Below are 19221 nucleotides of genomic sequence, written 5' to 3' on the forward strand. Positions count from 1 at the left end.
ACAAGTCGGTACGGAGGTCGGGCGGCCGTGGCCCGCAGGACCTCAGGAAGCGGGCGCGGCCGTCTCCAGCTCGTGGACGCGCGGGTCGCCCTGGTCGGCGAAGTAGTCCTCCGGCCGGGTGCGGTCCGGGCCGTCGGCGCTCTTCAGGGCACGGGCCACGAAGGTCCCGAGCACGGCGACGACCAGGTTGACGATCAGCGCGAGGAACCCGGCGTACACCGTGATCTTGGTGTCGAACCCGAGCTGCGACAGCGGGAAGGCCGAGCCGCCGAAGTGGTCGTGCTTGGTGGCCGGGTTGGCGATGTTGTACAGCAGCAGCATCCCGGCCGCCATGCCGGCGGCCCAGCCCGCGATGAGCCCACCCCGGTGGAACCACCGGGTGTAGAGGCCGAGACCCACCGACGGGAGCGTCTGCAGGATGATCACGCCGCCGATGAGCTGGAGGTCGATCGAGAACTGCGGGTCGATGAGCAGGATGCACAGCACCGCGCCGATCTTCACGACGAGCGACGCGATCTTGCTGGCCGTGGCCTCCTGGGCCGCACTGGCGTTCCGGTTGAAGTACTCCCGGTAGATGTTGCGGGCGAACAGGTTGGCCGCCGCGATCGACATGATCGCGGCCGGCACGAGCGCGCCGATGCCGATGGCGGCGAACGCCACTCCGGTGAACCAGTCGGGGAACAGTTTGTCGAACAGTTGCGGCACGATCGTGTTCGAGTCCTTGCCGATCGGCTTGATCCCGGCCGCGATCGCCATGTAGCCGAGCAGCGCGATCAGGCCGAGCAGCAGGCTGTAGGCCGGCAGGGCCGACATGTTCCGCTTGATGACGTTCCGGTTCCGCGAGGCGAGGATCCCCGTCACGCTGTGCGGGTAGAGGAACAGCGCCAGCGCCGAACCGAACGCGAGCGTGACGTACTGGAGCTGGTTGTTCGCGTTGAGCGTGATGCCGCCACTGCCGGCGGCGTCGAACTTCGCCTTCGCGGCGTCGAAGATCGAGCCCATGCCGCCGAGCTTGGCCGGGATGTAGATGATCGCGACCAGGATCACCAGGTAGATCAGCGAGTCCTTGACGAACGCGATCAGCGCGGGGGCGCGCAGCCCGGACTGGTAGGTGTAGGCCGCGAGGATCGCGAACGCGATGATCAGCGGCAGGTCGCCCGTCAGCCCCATCGTCTTCAGCACGGCCTCGATGCCGACGAGCTGCAGGGCGATGTACGGCATGGTCGCGACGATGCCCGTGATCGCGACCAGCAGCGCCAGCGTGGGGGAGCCGAAGCGCACGCGGACGAAGTCGGCCGGCGTGACGAGGTTGTGCACGTGCGAGACCGACCACAGCCGGACCAGCACGAGCATCATCATCGGGTAGACGATCACCGTGTACGGCACGGCGTAAAAGCCCATGGCGCCCGCGCCGAAGATCAGAGCGGGCACGGCCACGAACGTGTAGGCCGTGTAGAGGTCGCCGCCGATCAGGAACCAGGTGATCCAGCTCCCGAAGCTGCGCCCGCCGAGACCCCACTCGTCCAGCGTGGCGAGGTCGTTCGGACGGCGCCACCGGGCGGCGACGAAGCCCAGCCCGCTGACGACGAGGAACAGGAGCGTGAAGATGACGATCTCGGTGGTCTTCACCGGTTCCTCCTCGTGGCGCGGTAGACGAGGGTGGTGGAGGTCACGCCGAGGATGATGAAGGCGAGTTGCAGCCAGTAGAACAGTGGGATGCCGAACAGCCGCGGCTCGTCGGCGTTGAACAGAGCCGGGATCAGAGGGATCACGACCGGCAGCGGGAGCAGCCAGTTCAGCGGACTGCGGTCCGGGTTGCGGCCGCGGTCGGCGCGGGGGGTCGTCACACGTTCTCCAATCGGACACGGACCAGGCGTGCCCGGCAGCTCCGCGTGACGGGCCGTCACGCGGACCAGCGGGACGGTTACTCGGCGGCAGCGTAAGGACCTTCAGGTAACAGATAGATCACCAATCGGCGAACGGTCATGTTGGCGCGCCCAGCGACGATCGGCGGCCGATGCGGCGGCGTCATGTACCTGACGCTTCCTGACAGGAACGGGCGATAGCCTCCGGGCGGAAGGAGGCGATGCGATGCGATACGTGGCGCTGTTGCGCGGCATCAACGTCAACCCCGCCACCACGCTGGCGATGGCCGATCTCCGGGCGTTGCTGGACCGGCTCGGGTACGGAAAAGTGCGCACGCACCTGCGCAGCGGGAACGCCCTGTTCACCGCGGACGGGGATGCCGAGTCGACCGCCGCCGCGATCGAGCGCGGACTCGGTGAAGAGCTCGGCCTGTCCGTCGCGGTGATCGTCCGTACGGCCGGGCAGCTTCGCGGCGTGGTGGAGCGCAACCCCCTGGAGGTCCGCGACCCCGCCCGGTTCGCCGTGGTCTTCCTGGCCCGGCCGCCGGACCGGGAGGGGCTGGCGAGCATCGACCCGGCGGCGTACGCGCCCGAAGAGATGTGGATAGGCGAACGGGAGCTCTACGTCTACTTCCCCGACGGGCTGCGGCGTCCCAAGCTGCCGCCTCTCATGGAGAGGTATTCGACCGGCCCGGCCACCATGCGCAACTGGAACACCGTCACCCGCCTGCTCGCGCTCGCCGAGGACCTCTGATCAGACCGGACGCAGTAGGGTCGGTGTCCTGATGAGCGCAACTCTTGTCGCGAAGGAACTCACCGCCGGGCACGGCGAGCGCGTGCTGTTCGCGGATCTCGATCTGGTCGTCGCCCCCGGAGACGTCGTGGGGCTGGTGGGGGTGAACGGCGCGGGCAAGTCGACGCTGCTGCGCCTGCTGGCCGGCCTCGACACCCCCGAGCGCGGCGGTGTACGGCTCAGCCCGCCCACCGCCAACGTCGGCCATCTGCCGCAGGAGCCGGAACGGCGGCCCGGTGAGACCGTCGCCGCCTTCCTCGCCCGCCGGACCGGGGTCGCCGCCGCGCAACGGGCGCTCGACGCGGCCACCGAGGCGCTCGTGAGCGGCGATCCCGGCGACGCGTACGCCGAGGCGCTCGAGCGCTGGCTCGCCCTCGGCGGCGCCGACCTGGAGGAGCGGGCCGCCGAGGTGGCCGCCGACCTCGGGCTCACCGTCGGTCTGGAGCAGGAGATGGCGTCGCTGTCGGGCGGCCAGGCGGCCCGGGTGGGGCTGGCCTCGCTGCTGCTCAGCCGTTACGACGTGTTCCTGCTCGACGAGCCCACCAACGACCTCGACCTCGACGGCCTGGACCGGCTCGAACGCTTCGTGACGACACTGCGCGCCGGGACCGTGGTCGTCAGTCACGACCGCGAGTTCCTCGCCCGTACGGTGAACAGGGTGGTCGAGCTCGACCTGGCCCAGCAGCAGGTCCGCGCGTACGGCGGCGGTTACGACGCCTATCTGGAGGAGCGCGAGGTCGCCCGCAGGCACGCACGCGAGCAGTACGAGGAGTACGCCGACACCAGGGCGTCCTTGGAGGCCCGCGCCCGATCCCAGCGCGCCTGGATGGAGAAGGGGGTCAAGAACGCGCGCCGCAAGGCCCCCGACGGCGACAAGCTCGGGCGGAAGTTCCGCACCGAGGCGACGGAGAAGCAGGCGGCCAAGGCCCGGCAGACCGAGAGGGTGATCGAGCGGCTTGAGGTCGTCGAGGAGCCGCGCAAGGAGTGGGAGCTGCGGATGGAAATTGCCGCCGCGCCTCGCTCCGGAGCCGTGGTCGCGACGCTGCGCGGCGCGGTGGCACGGCGTGGCGCCTTCACGCTCGGGCCCGTCGACCTGCAGATCGACTGGGCGGACCGGGTCGCGATCACCGGCGCGAACGGCTCGGGCAAGAGCACCCTGCTCGGCGTGCTGCTCGGCCGGATCCCCCTCGACGAGGGGACGGCGGCGCTCGGCCCCGGTGTGGTCGTCGGCGAGGTCGACCAGGCCCGCGCCCTCTTCGAAGGCGACGAGCCGCTGCTCGACGCGTTCGGCGTGCTCGCCGGGCTGCCGCCCGCCGACGTCCGCACGGTGCTGGCCAAGTTCGGCCTGCGCGCCGGCCACGTGCTCCGCCCGGCGGCCACGCTGTCACCGGGCGAGCGCACGAGAGCGGCCCTCGCCCTCCTTCAGGCCCGCGGGGTCAACCTGCTCGTCCTGGACGAGCCCACCAACCATCTCGACCTTCCGGCGATCGAACAGCTGGAGGCCGCGCTGGCCTCGTACACCGGGACCCTGCTGCTCGTCACCCACGACCGGCGCATGTTGCAGGCCGTGCACACCACGCGCCGCGTCGTCGCCGAGGCAGGCCGGATCCGCGAAGCCTGAAAGCGCGAGAGGTCCGATGCGCTTGTCGATCAATCACATCGCGTGATCTTTTCTGGCGAAGGCCGGGCGGCGGGCCGAGGCGGTTCCCTTCAGCGAGGAGGCCGTCCGTCTCTACGGTGAGCTGGCCGCGCTCAACCGGGACGCCTACCTGCCCCAATATGTCAGAAGCCTCGCGACCCGGGGTATGTGAGGATCGAGAACTCCCAATTCGCTGCCGCCGTCATCCCGCTGATCGAGGCGTTGCTGGCGTCGCGGGAACTGCCAGAACACGTCGCCGAGGACATCATCGGCTCGGTCGCCGAACTGCTGCGTCTCGCCTATGTGGGAGACACCACCGCTGTCGCCGACGAGTTCCGCGTCGTCACCGGCCGGGACATCCCGGACTGGATGAAGGAGCCGCCCTCCGCCACCGCAGGCTGACGAGAGCGACCTCGGTGACGCGCTGCCGGGTTCGCGGCCGTCGCGGTTCGCATCGCTGATTTCCGTACCGGACATTGTCCAAGGGCCGGGCCACGGGATCCTCTCGCCCGCCTTCACGCCCGCGACGATCCGCCGGAGCCGAAATAGCGGGTCACGACCTGCGTGTGCAGCGGGAACGCCAGCTCCTGAGGGCCGTCGATCACCAGCCATTCGCTGGTCTCCGCGGTGCGCGCGACCGGCGGCAGGGCGTCCACGGTCGTCCGCGGCCCGAGGCCGAAGATCAGCACGGTGCCGTCGGGCGCGCTGAGCACGTCGAACAGCCGCACGCCGGCCGCGTCGACGACGACGCCCGTCTCCTCGCGCAGCTCCCGTACGGCGGCCTGCTGCCAGGACTCGCCGACGTCGATGAAGCCGCCGGGGAGGGCGAGCAGGCCGCGGTGCGGCTTGACGTCCCGGCGCACCACGAGAAGGCCGTCGTCCACCGGAAGCACCATGACCGCGACCGGCAGGGGGTTGAGATAGCCGGTGTTGCCGCACTCCTGGCAGGCCCTCGGCCAGGGCAGGCCGGGCGCGTAGGCCGCTCCGCAGAAGGAGCAGTGGGAGTTCCTGATAGCCATGATCGCGAGGGTAGCAACGGCCCCGCGCTGCGTTCCGCCGCGGGAACGCCGTCGTCGATCACCCGCTGTGGCACCCACCCGCCGGCGGGTCGGCGGTGGACCGCCGGGGACCGGAGATAGGCGCCACCCCCGTGCACGGTGATGCCGGGCGCGTACCGCAGCCCTTCCGGAGCGCAGGGGAAGCCGGGCACGTCCGTGCGTCGGCCAGCTCGGCCCGGCCCGGCGGCGGCCCTTCTGGTGGTCCTGGTCTTCGCCGCGATTCTCGCAACGGGATCGGCTCTGAACCTGCGGCGATACACGACCACCTCGATCGTCTACGGAATCTTCTCGGTTATTTGGGTGATCCGATTCCTTGGGATTCTTCCGTACTATCGATGAGCCTTCTCGAGATCACGCCCTCACGTGGCGGCCCTGGGCCGGCTCAGGGGAGTGTGGGGAGGATCACGGCCGAGGGATGCCGGGGGTCGTGCAGGATCTCCTGGTCGGAGGCGACCATCGGGGTGCCCGAGGTCAGCGGCGCGCCGGTGCCGGGGTTGCGCGCGATGCGGGGGTAGGCGCCGCTCGCCACCTGCACGCGGACGCGGTGGCCGCGGCGGAACCGGTGGCCCATCGGCCACAGGTCGATCTCCACCCGGCGCACGCCGTCCTCGTCCGCCCGCACCTGCGGGGTCAGCCGTCGCACGCCCTCGCAGACGTTCATCGACGCGCCGTCGGGATGCACGTCGCACACCCGTACGACGAAGTCGGTGTGCTCCCTGCCGGTGCGCACGAACAGCTCGGCGCTCACCGGGCCGATCATGTCGGTGTCCCGGTCGAACGCGTCCGAGGTGTAGACGAGCACGTCACGCCGGGCCTCCAGGCGCCGGTTGTCCCTCGGCTCGGAGTTGCCGATCAGCACCGGGCCGCCGACGACCGGCGTGGGGTGCTCGGGGTCGTAGCGGTAGCGGTCGGGCTCGCCGCCGGCCGGGTTGTCCCGCGACAGGGCGAAGCCCGGCTGCAGGTGCCAGCGCTCGCGTCGCATGCCGGGCGGCGGCCAGTCCGGCTCGTCCCGCCACGCGCCCGCCCCGGTGACGTACAGCCGGACGGGGGAGGGGCGCAGCCCCGACGGGTCGCCGAGCAGGTGGGCGCGGAACCAGGCCAGGGCGTCGGCGTTGGCCGCCCGCCCGTGGCGGACGTCGGCGTGATACCACGGCCCGATCGTCAGGTAGGGCCGCCTCCCGGCCGCCCGCAGCGCCGCGTAGTCCTTGAGCTGCCAGGGCAGGAACACGTCGTACCAGCCGCCGGTCATCGTGATCTCCGCGCCGACCTGTCCCACTGACGCGGAGAAGTCCCTCTTTTCCCAGTACGTGCAGGGGGCCTCGCCGTGATGGGCCAGCAGTTCGCGGAAGAACGGCAGCGGCCGGCCCGCCGACAGCAGGTCGAGCTCGGACAGCGGGTGGCCCGACAGGCCCGACAGCACGGCCCGCCGGGTGCGCCGGGGTGCGGTGAACGCGGCCACGCCGCCCAGCCTGCCCTCCAGGTGGGCGGTGAGCGTCGTCCAGATCAGCGTCGACTCCAGCGCGAACGACCCTCCGACGTACGCCGCGTCGCGGAAGCACGAGGCGGTCACCTGGACGGCCATCGCCCGCAGGTCGGGGGTCTCCGCCGCGATCGCCCACTGGGTGTAGCCGAGGTAGGAGGGCCCGTGCATGGCGAAGCTGCCGCCGTACCACGACTGCGCCCGCATCCACTCGACCGTCGCCAGGCCGTCCTCCTGCTCGTGGACCAGGGGATCGAGCCGGCCGCCGGAGCCGAAGCCGCCCCTGCAGCTCTGCAGCAGCACCTGGAACCCGTGCCGGGCGAAGGTCCAGCCGTACATCCAGCCGACCACCCCGCCCCTGCCGTACGGCGTGCGGATCAGGATCGTCGGCGGCCGGTCGGCGCCGACGGGCGCGTAGTGATCGGCGAGGAGGGTCACGCCGTCCGGCATCGGCACGGGCACGTCGCGACGGACCCGGACCCGGCGGCCCTGCGGCCCGCTCGCACCCCCGTTCGTACGGCTCAGCTCGCCCGGCGATCGAGGACCGCGGCGGTACACCGGCAGGTGGGCCGGCACACGGACCATGCCCCCTCCTTCCCGGCCCCCTCACTTCCGCGGCGGCGGGCGGATCGCCCCGCGCCGGGAGTGAGGTTTCCCGACCAGTAACAGAATATCTATCCGCTGTCCCCCCTTCCAGTCATGCCGCGTTGCATGATCGCGGTTTCCGCCGCTACCCTTTGACCCATGCGAACTCATGCACCCTCCTGGTGGCGCCGCTGACAGGCGGCGTTTTCGCATTCGCGTCGAAGTGACCGGCCGCCCCGTGTGTGGCGGCCTTCTGTATGTCCGCCCCGGGGGCATACGAAAAAGGGGCGTGGACAGTGGAGATCAGCGGATATACCACGGCCGGCGGCATCGCGGTCGAGCGCCGGGTGCGCGAGGTGCCCGAGGAGGCGCTGGAGGAGATCGTCACGTCGCTGGGGGAGCGGCGCGGCGGGGCCTTCTCGTCCGGCATGGACTACCCGGGCCGTTACAGCAGGTGGGCGTTCGGTTATGTCGATCCCTGCCTGGAGATCGTGGCGCGGGGGCGGCGGATCTCCGCCCGCGCGCTCAACGAGCGTGGACAGGTCGTGCTGCCGGTCGTCGCCTCCTGCCTGCTGGCCGCGGGCAAGCCGGTGTCCGAGCCGACCCAGGGCTATGTCGAGGTGCACGTCCCCGAGTCCGAGGATCTGCTGCCCGAGGAGATGCGCAGCCGCAGGCCCACGGTCTTCACCGCCATCCGCGAGATCATCGCGGCGTTCCGGTCCGACGACCCGCACCTCGGCCTGTACGGCGCCTTCGGCTACGACCTCGCCTTCCAGTTCGAACCGATCCGCTACCGCCTGACCCGGCCCGGTGACCAGCGTGACCTGGTGCTGCACCTGCCCGACCGGCTCGTCGTGATCGACCGGGTCCGCGAGACCAGCGTCGAGCACTGCTACGAGTTCACCGTGGACGGCGTGTCCACCAGCGGCCTTGCGCGCGCCGGCGAGACGATCCCCCTGGTCACGCCCCGCGAGATCCCGCCGAACCCGGTGCGGGGCACCTACGCCGAGGTCGTCGCCAAGGCCAAGGAGAAGTTCCAGCGCGGCGACCTGTTCGAGGTCGTCCCCGGCCAGGTCTTCCACGGCGCCTGCGCCGACCCGTCCGCCTTCTACCGATCGCTGCGCACCGAGAACCCCGCGCCGTACGAGTTCCTGCTCAACCTCGGCGACGGCGAGCACCTGGTCGGAGCCTCGCCCGAGATGTACGTCCGGGTGACCGGCGACCGCGTCGAGACCTGCCCGATCTCCGGCACCATCGCCCGCGGGGCCAACCCCGTCGAGGACGCCGAGGCCATCCGCACGCTCCTGTCCAGCGTGAAGGAGGAGTCGGAGCTGACCATGTGCACGGACGTGGACCGCAACGACAAGTCGCGGGTCTGCGTCCCGGGCAGCGTCCGGGTGATCGGCCGGCGGCAGATCGAGATGTACTCCCGCCTGATCCACACCGTCGACCACATCGAGGGCCGCCTGCGCCCCGAGTTCGACGCCCTCGACGCGTTCCTCACCCACATGTGGGCCGTCACCGTCACCGGCGCCCCCAAGACGTGGGCCATGCAGTTCATCGAGGACAACGAGGAGACCACGCGGCGCTGGTACGGCGGCGCGGTCGGCTTCATCGGCTTCGACGGCTCGATGAACACCGGCCTGACCCTGCGCACCGCGCAGATCCGCGACGGCGTCGCCGCCGTGCGCGCGGGGGCCACGCTGCTGTACGACTCCGACCCCGAGGCGGAGGAGCGGGAGACCGAGCTCAAGGCCAGCGCCCTGCTCGGCGCGCTCGCCGCCTCCGCCCGCCCGCAGGACCAGGTGCGGATCGAGCCCCCGGCCGACCTGCCGGGCGAGGGCCACCGGGTGCTGCTCGTGGACCACGAGGACTCCTTCGTCAACACGCTCGCCGACTACTTCCGGCAGCAGGGCGCGTCGGTGGTCACGCTCCGGCACGGTTTCCCGCCGGAGAAGCTGGAGGAGATCGCGCCCACGCTCGTCGTGCTGTCACCCGGCCCCGGCTGGCCGTCCGACTTCGGCTGCTCGGCCCTGATCGAGGCGCTGTACGCCCGGAGGCTCCCGGTGTTCGGGGTGTGCCTTGGTCTGCAGGCCATGGTCGAGCACGCGGGCGGCACGCTCGAACTGCTGCCGTACCCGGAGCACGGCAAGCGCGGCCTGGTCCGCCGCGAGGGCGACAGCGCGCTGCTCGACGGCCTGCCCGGCGAGTTCGTCGCGGCGCGCTACCACTCCGTGCACGCCAAGGAGCCGGGGGTCAAGGGCTTCCGGGTCACGGCGTACACGCCGGACGGCGCGGCCATGGCGATCGAGGACGCCGAGAACCTGCGCTTCGCGGTGCAGTTCCATCCCGAGTCGATCCTCACCACGCAGGGCGGCGCGGGGGCGAGGATCATCGCCAACGTCCTGCGGCTGTGCGCACGTCATGGATGAGTAAAGAGGCCGTTTAGGGCGGCGCCGGCGCGGTGGGGGAGCCGTAGAGTCCACTGCCGTGCCGGAGCCGAGACCCCAGACGAGACCACAGACGAGACCGAGCGACATGCTGCCCGTACCCCTTCCCGACGCGGTGCGGGCGGCCCTGCTGGCGCCGTTGATCGACCAGCACTGTCACGGGGTGCGCCGCGACGACACCACCAGATCCGGCTTCGAGCAGCTCATCTCCGAAGGAGGCGCGCCCGCCCCGCCCGGGACCACGCACTTCGACACCCCGGCCGGTGCGGCGATCCGCCGCTGGTGCGCGCCGCTGCTCGGCCTGGAGCCGCACGCCTCGGCCACCGTCTACCTGTCGCGCCGTGCCGAGCTCGGCGCGGCCGAGGTCAACCGGCGGCTGCTGCGCGGCACCGGGGTGTCGGCCTTCCTGGTCGACACCGGGGCCGACGTGCCCGCGCTGCTGTCGCCCGCCGAGACGGGACGTCTCGGCGCGGCCGCGGCCGACGAGATCGTCCGGCTGGAGCAGGTCGAGCAGGACATCGCCGAGGCCGGGCTGCTCGCCGCCGACTACGCCGGGATGCTGCGGGACGAGCTCGCGGCCCGCGCGTCGCGCGCCGCCGCGCTCACCTCGGTCGCGGCGCACCGCTGCGGTCTCGGCTTCGACCCCTCACGGCCCTCGCGCGGCAGCGTGATCGCGGCGGCCGGCCGCAGGCTCGCCGACCCCAAGACCCGTCTCGACGACCCCGTCCTCGTACGGCACCTGCTCTGGGCGGCGGTGGACGTCGCCAGGGAGCGGGGCCTGCCGCTGCAGTTCCACTGTGGTTTGTCCGGCTGTGGCCTGTCCGGCATCGGCACGGGCGTCACGGGCCCCGGCGGCACATGCGTGGGCGACACCGCGGTCGCCGGTCATCCGGCCGATCCCGCACTGCTGGGCGGGTTCGTCCGCGCCCTCGCCCCGCTCGGAGTGCCTGTCGTCCTGCTCGGCTGCTACCCCTACCACCGCCAGGCGGCGTGCCTGGCGGCCGTCTTCCCGCACGTGTACGTGGACGCCGGGCCCGCCGTCGCCCACACCGTCGCCGGCTCCGCCCACGTTCTGCGTGAGCTGCTCGAACTCGTCCCGTTCCACAAGCAGATGTACGGCTCCGGCTGCCACGGCGCCGCCGAGCTGTGTTTCCTCGCCGCGCTCTGCCACCGCCGCGGCCTGGCCCGCGTGCTCGCCGACCGGATCGCCGAGGGCGAGTGGAGCCCGGCCGACGCGGCCCGGATCGCCCACATGATCGGCTCGGGCAACGCCCGCCGTGTCTACCGCCTTTGAACGATATTCGGCTACCCCTAAATCATGGAAATATTCCCGGCGAAAGCCATCCTTCTTTTTGAGGATGATTTTCGCTTTAGTTGACGGAATAATCGCGCCCGATGGCTGCGATAGAGATCAGAAACCTCATGAAGTCGTTCGGGCCGGTGAAGGCCGTGGACGGCGTTTCGTTCAGTGTGGAGGCCGGATCCGTCACCGGATATCTCGGCCCCAACGGAGCCGGCAAGACGACCACGCTCCGCTGCCTGCTCGGCCTGGTCACGCCCGACTCGGGTGAGGCGCTGGTGAACGGCGAGCGTTACGTCACGCTCTCCCGGCCGACGTCCGAGGTCGGCGCCGTGCTCGAGGCCACGAGCTTCCACCCCGGCCGCACCGCGCGCAACCACCTGCGCATCCTGTGCACGGCGGCCGGGCTGCCCGACGCCCGCGCGGACGAGGCGCTCGAGCAGGTCGGCCTCGCGGACGCCGCGGGCAAACGCGTGGGGGGCTTCTCTCTGGGCATGCGGCAGCGGCTCGCGCTCGCCTCCGCCCTGCTCGGCCGGCCCCGGGTGTACATCTTCGACGAACCGGCCAACGGCCTCGACCCGGCGGGCATCGAGTGGCTGCGCGGGTTCCTGCGGCACCTCGCCCATGACCAGGGCGCGGCGGTGCTCGTCTCCAGCCACGTCCTGGCCGAGGTCGAGCAGACCGTCGACGACGTCGTGATCATCGCCAAGGGCCGGCTGGTGCGTCAGGGGAGCCTGGCCGAGCTCACGAGCGACGGCGCGGACGTGGTCCGGGTGCGTGCCGCGGAGACCGCCGACCTGGCGCTGGCTCTGGAGGCGGCGGGCGGCGTGGTCGAACAGGCCGGCGACGGCCTGCTGCGCGTGCGCGGGCTGGACACGGAGGCCGTCGGCAGGATCGCGCTGGACCGGCGGATCGTGCTCACCGAGGTGGCACAGGAGCGGTCAGGACTGCACAAGGTCTTCCTCGACCTGACGGAGGGGCGATGAGCGGGCTGGTAAAGGCCGAGTTGCGCAAGCTGTTCACCACCCGGCTGTGGTGGATCATGCTGCTCGTCATGCTGCTGCTGGCCGCGTTGCGCCTCGGGTTCCTCATCGCGTTCGCGGGAGTGGAGCAGAACGGCGCCGCGCTGCCCGCGCGGGACAGCGCGCAGTGGGCCGAGACCGCGTGGTCGGCCGGGGCCGCCGGCGGGATCTTCGCGATGATCCTCGGCGTCGTCCTCGTGACCTCGGAGTACCGCTACCAGACGATCACCGGCACCTTCCTCGCCACCCCGCGGCGCAACCGGGTGATCGTCGCCAAGCTGGTGGCCGGACTGCTCGTGGGCGCGTTGTTCAGCCTGGCCGTGCTGGTCTTCCAGGCGGCCACGGTGATCCCCGCCGTGACGCTGTCCGGCGGCGAGTTCTCCCTGTCCGCCTCGCGCATCCCGCAGATCAGCCTCGGCATCCTGATGACCCTCGCGTTGTACGCGGTGTTCGGCATCGGGCTGGGGGCGCTGGTCCGCAACCAGATCGCCGGGATCATCGGGGCGATCGTGTGGGCGTACGTGATCGAGAACATCTTCATCGGGATCCCGGCGCTGCAGAGCGTGGGCAAGTGGCTGCCCGGCGGCGCCGCGCAGGCGCTGCTGAGCATCGACCTGGACGTCGCCGGTCTGGGCGTCCCCGAATGGCTGCCCGCCTGGGCGGGCGCCCTCGTCCTGATCGGCTACGGCCTGCTGTTCGCGGCCGTGGCCACCGCCACCACCGTCCGCCGTGACATCACCTGACCGTCCACGCCCGGGGGCGAGTCGCGATCGAGGGGCCGGAGCTGGTTTGCTTGGACGGTCACAACCGGCACCGAACGTCACGGGGAATGTGAATGCGCAGCGTTGAGCCCGAGGTCTTCCTCGTCGCCAAACCTTCTGTCGACTACGACGAGCTGGCCCGCTACCTCCAGGAGGTCGGCGGGGAGTCCTGGCTGGAGCGGCTGGAGCGCGGCGAGTTCGACGCCCAGAACCTGGCCGAGTTCGCCGGGCGGCTGTGCTACCGGTCGTTCGAGCCGGGCCTGAACCCGAACGTCACGAGGGTGCGCACCGACCAGGACGCGTACCTGACGAACATTCTGGCGTCCGCGCACGGCAGCGTGCTCGAGCACCTCAGCTTCAGCTTCGTGCTGCACAACGTCTCGCGGGTGCTCACCCACGAGCTGGTGCGGCACCGGCCCGGCGTGGCGATCTCGCAGGAGTCGCTGCGGTACGTCCGGCTGAGCGACATCCCGTTCTGGTTCCCCGAGTGGGCGCGCGAGGACGCCGAGCTGATGAAGCGGGCGACCGAGATGCTCGACCGGATGGAGGAGTTCCAGAACTGGATGGCGGCCCACTTCGGGCTGGACGAGGACGGAGTGCCGTTCGCGGAGAAGAAGCACCGCACCTCGTTCATGCGTCGTTTCGCGCCCGAAGGCGTCGCGACGGGCCTGGTCTGGACGGCCAACGTGCGCACCCTGCGGCACACGATCGAGGCTCGTACGGCCGGGGGCGCCGAGGAGGAGATCCGCGTCATCTTCAACCGCATCGGGGAGATCATGCGGGAGGAGGCCCCGGCGCTGTTCGGCGACTACGTCGTCGAGGACGGCGCCTGGGTGCCCGGCTACCGCAAGGTCTGAGTCAAGGCCCGAGCTTCAGGATCTGAAGCCGCAACCGCCACGTGGCCGCCGAAGGGGGCGACCGCGTGGCGGCGGAGGCGGAGTGGTCGCCCTCAGAGGACGGCGGCCCGCACGCACAGCACGTCGGGCAGGTGACGGGCGATCAACGACCAGGTCTCGCCCGCGTCGGCCGAGCCGTACACCTCGCCGTCCCGGGTGCCGAAGAACACCCCGGCAGGCCCGGCGGACATCGCGTCCCTGAGCACCGAGGCGTGCACCGGGCCCTCGGGCAGCCCGGAGGAGAAGCCCTTCCACGTGGCCCCGGCGTCGTCGCTGCGGAACACCTGATAGCGGTGGCCGAGCGGCGTCCGGTCGACGTCCCCGCGCAGCGGGAAGACGTACAGCCTGTCCGGGTCGTCCGGGTCGACCGCGATCGGGAACCCGAAGTCGGAGGGCAGGCCGGTCCCGATCTCGGTCCAGGAGCCGCCGAAGTCGTCGGACCGGTAGACCCCGAAGTGGTGTTGCAGGTAGAGCCGCTCGGGCATCGCCGGATGCTGCGCCACCTTGTGCACACACTGGCCGAACTCTGGATACTGTGCGCCCTCTGGGAAGAAGGGGGCGCGGATGTTCTTGTTGGACGGCCGCCAGGTGGCCCCCGCGTCGTCGCTGCGGAAGAACCCGACGGCGGAGGCGGCGATCCCCAGACGCCGCGGGTCGGTGGGGTGCGGGATCACGGTGTGCAGGCACAGGCCGCCGCCGCCGGGCTGCCACCGCGCCCGGGTGGGGTGGTCCCACAGCCCGTCGACCAGGGTGTAGGTGGCCCCGCGGTCCTCCGACCGGAACAGCGCGGCGGGTTCGGCGCCCGCCCAGACCACATCCCGCTCGGCGGGCGACGGCTGGAGCTGCCACACCCGGGCCAGCGCGGCCCCGGTGCGTTCGGGGAAGGCGACCGGCGGGGTCGTCGCCTCCTCCCAGGTCGCGCCGAGATCGTCGGACCACATCACCGACGGGCCGAAGTGGCCGTACTCGATCCCCGCGAGAAGGCGGGGCGTGCTCCCGCGGGTGTCGATCGCGACCGAGTGGATCCCGATGGTGGAGAACCGCACGGGCTCGACCTCGAACCTCCCGTCTCCCGAGGCGCGTGCGAGGAACAGTCCCTTTCGGGTGCCGATGGCGAGCAGTGCGGTCATTGGTCCTCCCGTGTACCGATTTCGATTGTGTTTTCGATTCGATCCTGCCAGGAAGCCCCGCTGTACGCCCGCCGTTCCAGTCAGACCCCTCTGCGCGCCGTGTCCTTCTGTGCCGTGTCCTTCTGTGCCGTGTCCTTCTGCGCCGTGTCTTTCTGTGCCGTGTCGCACTGGACGGGGTCGCGGTGGATCCTGGAGAGCGGCACGCCCGAGTGCCGCAGGCGCCGTACGGTCTCGTTCACCATCGCGGGCGGGCCGCAGACGTACGCCTCGTGGTCGGCCCACGAGTGGAACCTCTCGACCACGTTGGGAAGCCGGCCGCGCATCCCGTCGTAAGCCAGGTCGTCGGAGACCACCGGGATCACCCGCAGCCAGGGGAAGGCCGCCTCCATTCTCGCCAGGTCCGGCATGTCGTAAAGGTCGCGCGCGTGCCGGACGCCGAACAGCAGGTGGATGTTCGGGCGGTCGCCGGAGGCGATGACGTGCTCGATGACGGCCTTGAGCGGCGCGAGGCCGGTGCCCCCGGCGACGCACAGCAGGTCGCGGTCGGACCTGGGCGGCGTCATCGTGCCCACCGGCGGGCCGAGCAGGAGCTGGTCGCCGATGCGTGTGTGGCGGACCAGTGCCGTGCTCACCCAGCCGCCGGGAACGGCGCGCACGTGCAGGCGCAGCGTGCCGTCCGCGCGGGGCGCGTTGGCGATGGAGAACCGCCGCCACACCCGCGGCCACCTGGCCGTCTGGACCGTGACGTACTGTCCGGGGACGAAGTCCATGCGCTGCGAGGGGCGCAGCGTGAGCACCGCGATGTCCCGGGTGCGCGTCTCGTGGTCGATCACCTCGGCCAGCCACCAGGGGGGCGTGGACTCCGAGGCGGCGGCCTCGATCATGATCTTCGCCGCCATGGCGTACGCCTCGGTCCACGCGGCCTCGATCTCGCCGGTCCAGATCTCGGCGGCGAAGTGCCTCATGGTGGCGAGAAGGGCGCTTCCCACCGCCGTGTAGTGCTCGGGAGACACGCCGTACTTGCGATGGTCGCGCCCGAGCTGGGCGAGATAGGACGCCAGCCCTTCCGGGCTGTCGAGCATCCAGACGACTCTGGTGAGCGCGTCGAAGAGCCGGTCGCGCTGCACCGACATGCCCGGCGGGAACATGCCCCGCATGTGCGGGCACTGCGTGAACAGTCGTCCGTAGAAGTAGGCCGCCGCCTTCCCGGCGACGGGTTCGACGGCCGAGAAGCTCTCCTTGACGAGGCGCGGATTCAGCGACATCAGTTGTGTCCCACCCTAGGGACCGGAATCGTGCTCCGGTCTGTCGATCCACCTCCCTGACGGCTCCGGGTGACGAGCGCCGGCGGCCCCGGCTCGACCGATCGCTCAATCGCGAGTGTTCCACTCGCTCTCAGCGGTAACAACCGATTCCCCGCAAGGCAACCGACTGTGAACACTTCGTTATTTTTCGTGACGTCCGCGATGTGACGGGTGTGACTGATGCGAATTTCGGCCAAATAGAGGAAAGATCTGCGCCATGATGGGCCTGCCTGCTCGCACACCCCAGGAGATGGCCCATGGCGCGTCCCATCGTCGGCATCACCACTTACCTCGAGGCCGCGCGCTGGGGCACGTGGGTCCGTGAGGCGGCGCTCTCGCCCCAGGCGTACGCGCGCGCGGTGGAGAAGGCGGGCGGCGCGCCCGTCCTGCTGCCGCCGCTGAGCCCCGTGTCCGCCGGCGACTACGTGCGCCGCCTGGACGCGGTCGTCCTCGCCGGGGGCGTCGATGTGGATCCCGCGCTGTACGGCGAGGTCGTGCCGGGCGAGCCGGACGACGACGGGCTCGGCGGGCCGCAGCCCCAGCGTGACCGGTTCGAGACGGCGCTGGCGCAGGCGGCGGTGGAGGCGGACGTGCCGCTGCTGGCGATCTCGCGGGGGATGCACGTCCTCAACGTCGCCCAGGGCGGCACGCTGATCACCTCGCTGCGGGAGTCGGTGGGCCACGACCGCCACGAGACGGCCGGGCATGTGGTCACGGTGAGCGTGACCAGCAAGCTCGGCAAGGCCGTGGGCGACCGCGCGGAGGTGACCGGCGCGCACCACCGTGCCGTCCGGCGGCTCGGCACCGGCCTGATCGCGGTGGCCTGGGCCGACGACCAGATCGTCGAGGCGATCGAACTGCAGGGCCACCGATTCGCGGTCGGCGTCCAGTGGCACCCCGAGCGCGGCGCGGACAACCGCCTGGTCGAGGCCCTGGTGGACGCGGCCCGCCCCTGACCCGTACGGAGGCGGTGCCCCGGTGGCGGAGGCGGCACGGGCCGGCCGGTCCGTCGGCGCAGCGCCGGGCCACCACCTGCGACCGCGGCCGGGCAGGTGAGCCTCACCCAACGCCGCTGCCGCCTGCGCGGTTGTGTCGGCGGGCGCTGTTACTGTGCGGGGCATGGCGTTGCATCCCCAGGCGGAGGCCTACCTCAAGCTGTTCCCCTCGGATCTCGGCGTGGACCTCGCCTCCCTCACCCGCGAGCAGATCGCCCGGTTGCGGTCCCTGGACGGAATGGCCGAGCAGCGCGGGCCGAGGATCGACCTGCCGGTGGTCAGGGACGAGACGGCGGCCGGGGTGCCGATAAGGATCTATCGCCCGCAGCCGGGCGAGCATCCGCTGCCGGTGCTCGTCTACTTCCACGGCGGCGGCTGGGTCTTCGGCAGCGTCGAGCGCAACGACGCCCTGGGCCGCGACTTCGCCCACAGGACCGGGGCGGTCGTCGTCTCGGTGGACTACCGCCTCGCGCCCGAGCATCCGTTCCCCGCGGCCGCCGAGGACGCCTTCGGCGTGGTCCGCGACGTGCACGCCCGTCCCGCGTTCTACGGCGCGGACGCGCGCAGGGTGGCGGTCGTCGGGGACAGCGCCGGCGGCAACCTCGCGGCGGTGGCGGCCTGGCTGGCCAGGGACGCCGGGCTCCGGCTCGCCCACCAGGCGCTGATCTGCCCGGTCATCGACGTCGCGGCCGACACGCCAAGCTACGGGACGTACGCGAAGGGGTTCGGGCTCGACGCGGCGGAGATGCGGTGGTTCATCGAGCAGTACGCCGGCGGCGCCGACCCCCGCGACCCGCGTCTCGCCCCGATCCACCTGCCGGACAAGTCGGGCCTGGCGCCCGCGACGGTGATCACGGCGGAGTGCGACCCGCTGTGTGACGAGGGCGCCGCCTACGCGCGGGCGCTCGCCGAGGCGGGCGTCCCCGTGGAGCATCGCTGCTTCGAGGGCGCGCTGCACGGCTTCCTCGGCCTGCCCGGGTTCTTCGACCAGGCGCTGGAGGGCCGCGAGTTCCTCGCCGCCAGGCTCAGGGAGTCCCTGGAAGTCGCGTCGTGAGGGAGTACGAGAAGCTGAAGGTCGGCTGGGCGGCCGACGGAGTCCTGCGCGTCGTGATCAGCGAGCCGTCCCGGCGCAACGCCGTGGACCGCACCGGTCACCGCGAGCTGGCCGAGATCTGGCGCGACGTGGACCGCGACGACGACGTCAGGGCGGTGATCGTGCGCGGGGAGGGCGAGGCGTTCTCGGCGGGCGGCGACCTGTCGATGATCGAGGAGATGACCCGCGACCACGCCACGCGCCTGGAGGTCTTCGCGGAGGCCCGCGACATCGTCTACAACGTGCTCAACTGCGCCAAGCCCGTCGTCTCTGCGATCCAGGGCCCGGCGGTGGGGGCGGGGCTGGCCGTCGCGCTGCTGGCCGACATCTCGGTGGCCGGGCGGACGGCCCGCATCATCGACGGGCACACCCGGCTGGGCGTCGCGGCGGGCGACCACGCGGCGATCGTCTGGCCGCTGCTCTGCGGGATGGCCAAGGCCAAGTATCACCTCCTGCTGTGCGAGCCGGTCACCGGAGAGCAGGCCGAGGCCATGGGGCTGGTGAGCCTGTGCGTCGACGACGACCAGGTCCACGACACGGCGCTGGACGTCGCGACGCGGCTGGCCGCCGGGTCGGCCGAAGCGATCCGGCTGACCAAGTACGCGCTGAACAACTGGCTGCGCATGGCCGGGCCGTCATTCGACGCCTCGCTGGCCATGGAGTTCCTCGGCTTCACCGGCCCCGACGCCGCCGAGGGCGTGCTGGCCCTGCGGGACAAGCGCCCGCCCCGGTTCGGGCCGCGGTCGTGAGGAGAAGTCTCACAGGTGGACACGCCCGGTAGCCACTCGTGGAGGTTGCCGAACTCACGCGGACACGCCCAGACGTCCCCGGCGTCCGCGCTGATCACCGC

17 protein-coding genes are annotated in these 19221 nt (G+C 71.4%); 11 read left to right on the top strand and 6 right to left on the bottom strand.

Annotation, left to right across the window (positions count from 1 at the left end; translation table 11 throughout):
- Positions 1-42: 42 nt before the first annotated feature.
- On the bottom strand, positions 43-1629 hold the full coding sequence (mctP, locus tag ACQPZZ_RS18640) for a monocarboxylate uptake permease MctP (RefSeq protein ID WP_432933704.1): 1587 nt from the start codon (positions 1627-1629) through the stop codon (positions 43-45).
- Positions 1626-1847, bottom strand: coding sequence for a DUF3311 domain-containing protein (locus tag ACQPZZ_RS18645; RefSeq protein ID WP_432933706.1), 222 nt, complete (start codon positions 1845-1847; stop codon positions 1626-1628). The genes mctP and ACQPZZ_RS18645 overlap by 4 nt, the downstream gene beginning before the upstream one ends.
- 244 nt (positions 1848-2091) lie before the next feature.
- On the opposite strand from ACQPZZ_RS18645, the gene ACQPZZ_RS18650 reads away from it, so the two are divergent.
- From ACQPZZ_RS18650 to ACQPZZ_RS18660, 3 genes are all read left to right on the top strand, one after another.
- Entirely contained in the window at positions 2092-2619 is a 528-nt protein-coding gene (locus ACQPZZ_RS18650; protein WP_432933708.1) for a DUF1697 domain-containing protein, read from the top strand.
- Positions 2620-2650: 31 nt separating this feature from the next.
- Positions 2651-4279 carry an ABC-F family ATP-binding cassette domain-containing protein gene (locus tag ACQPZZ_RS18655; RefSeq protein WP_432933710.1) on the top strand — a complete coding sequence of 543 codons (1629 nt, stop codon included), beginning with the start codon at positions 2651-2653 and terminating at the stop codon, positions 4277-4279.
- A 186-nt stretch (positions 4280-4465) separates the two neighbouring features.
- Entirely contained in the window at positions 4466-4699 is a 234-nt protein-coding gene (locus tag ACQPZZ_RS18660; RefSeq protein ID WP_432933712.1) for a hypothetical protein, read from the top strand.
- 113 nt (positions 4700-4812) lie between these two features.
- Here the strand turns inward: ACQPZZ_RS18660 and ACQPZZ_RS18665 are convergent, their stop codons facing one another.
- Entirely contained in the window at positions 4813-5316 is a 504-nt protein-coding gene (locus ACQPZZ_RS18665) for an NUDIX domain-containing protein (protein WP_432933714.1), read from the bottom strand.
- Positions 5317-5737: 421 nt separating this feature from the next.
- Positions 5738-7420, bottom strand: a complete 1683-nt coding sequence (locus ACQPZZ_RS18670) for a CocE/NonD family hydrolase (RefSeq protein WP_432933716.1) — start codon at positions 7418-7420, stop codon at positions 5738-5740.
- A 296-nt stretch (positions 7421-7716) separates the two neighbouring features.
- On the opposite strand from ACQPZZ_RS18670, the gene ACQPZZ_RS18675 reads away from it, so the two are divergent.
- The 5 genes from ACQPZZ_RS18675 to thyX all read left to right on the top strand — a co-directional run bounded on the left by ACQPZZ_RS18675 (position 7717) and on the right by thyX (position 13810).
- On the top strand, positions 7717-9852 hold the full coding sequence (locus ACQPZZ_RS18675; protein ID WP_432933717.1) for an anthranilate synthase component I: 2136 nt from the start codon (positions 7717-7719) through the stop codon (positions 9850-9852).
- 106 nt (positions 9853-9958) lie between these two features.
- Positions 9959-11164 carry an amidohydrolase family protein gene (locus tag ACQPZZ_RS18680; RefSeq protein ID WP_432933719.1) on the top strand — a complete coding sequence of 402 codons (1206 nt, stop codon included), beginning with the start codon at positions 9959-9961 and terminating at the stop codon, positions 11162-11164.
- Positions 11165-11265: 101 nt separating this feature from the next.
- The gene (locus ACQPZZ_RS18685) at positions 11266-12156 is read left to right on the top strand and encodes an ABC transporter ATP-binding protein (protein WP_432933721.1); all 891 of its coding nucleotides are present in this window, start codon (positions 11266-11268) and stop codon (positions 12154-12156) included.
- Positions 12153-12935 carry an ABC transporter permease gene (locus tag ACQPZZ_RS18690; RefSeq protein ID WP_432933723.1) on the top strand — a complete coding sequence of 261 codons (783 nt, stop codon included), beginning with the start codon at positions 12153-12155 and terminating at the stop codon, positions 12933-12935. The genes ACQPZZ_RS18685 and ACQPZZ_RS18690 overlap by 4 nt, the downstream gene beginning before the upstream one ends.
- Before the next feature lie 92 nt (positions 12936-13027).
- A complete protein-coding gene (gene thyX / locus ACQPZZ_RS18695) occupies positions 13028-13810 on the top strand; it encodes an FAD-dependent thymidylate synthase (RefSeq protein WP_432933726.1) in 783 nt (260 codons plus the stop codon).
- A 92-nt stretch (positions 13811-13902) separates the two neighbouring features.
- Here thyX and ACQPZZ_RS18700 read toward each other — a convergent pair whose 3' ends face one another.
- Positions 13903-14979 carry a WD40/YVTN/BNR-like repeat-containing protein gene (locus ACQPZZ_RS18700; protein ID WP_432933728.1) on the bottom strand — a complete coding sequence of 359 codons (1077 nt, stop codon included), beginning with the start codon at positions 14977-14979 and terminating at the stop codon, positions 13903-13905.
- An 80-nt stretch (positions 14980-15059) separates the two neighbouring features.
- Positions 15060-16244: a globin domain-containing protein gene (locus ACQPZZ_RS18705; protein WP_432933730.1), complete on the bottom strand. Its 1185-nt coding sequence runs from the start codon at positions 16242-16244 to the stop codon at positions 15060-15062.
- Positions 16245-16540: 296 nt separating this feature from the next.
- Here ACQPZZ_RS18705 and ACQPZZ_RS18710 point away from each other — a divergent pair, with 296 nt between their 5' ends.
- From ACQPZZ_RS18710 to ACQPZZ_RS18720, 3 genes are all read left to right on the top strand, one after another.
- Positions 16541-17239, top strand: coding sequence for a gamma-glutamyl-gamma-aminobutyrate hydrolase family protein (locus tag ACQPZZ_RS18710; RefSeq protein ID WP_432933732.1), 699 nt, complete (start codon positions 16541-16543; stop codon positions 17237-17239).
- 163 nt (positions 17240-17402) lie between these two features.
- Positions 17403-18332: an alpha/beta hydrolase gene (locus ACQPZZ_RS18715; RefSeq protein ID WP_432933734.1), complete on the top strand. Its 930-nt coding sequence runs from the start codon at positions 17403-17405 to the stop codon at positions 18330-18332.
- Positions 18329-19120 carry an enoyl-CoA hydratase/isomerase family protein gene (locus ACQPZZ_RS18720; protein WP_432933736.1) on the top strand — a complete coding sequence of 264 codons (792 nt, stop codon included), beginning with the start codon at positions 18329-18331 and terminating at the stop codon, positions 19118-19120. Before ACQPZZ_RS18715 ends, ACQPZZ_RS18720 begins: the two co-directional genes overlap by 4 nt.
- Positions 19121-19221 lie beyond the last annotated feature (101 nt).

The organism is Microbispora sp. CA-135349 (assembly GCF_050947365.1).
Taxonomy (GTDB): domain Bacteria; phylum Actinomycetota; class Actinomycetes; order Streptosporangiales; family Streptosporangiaceae; genus Microbispora.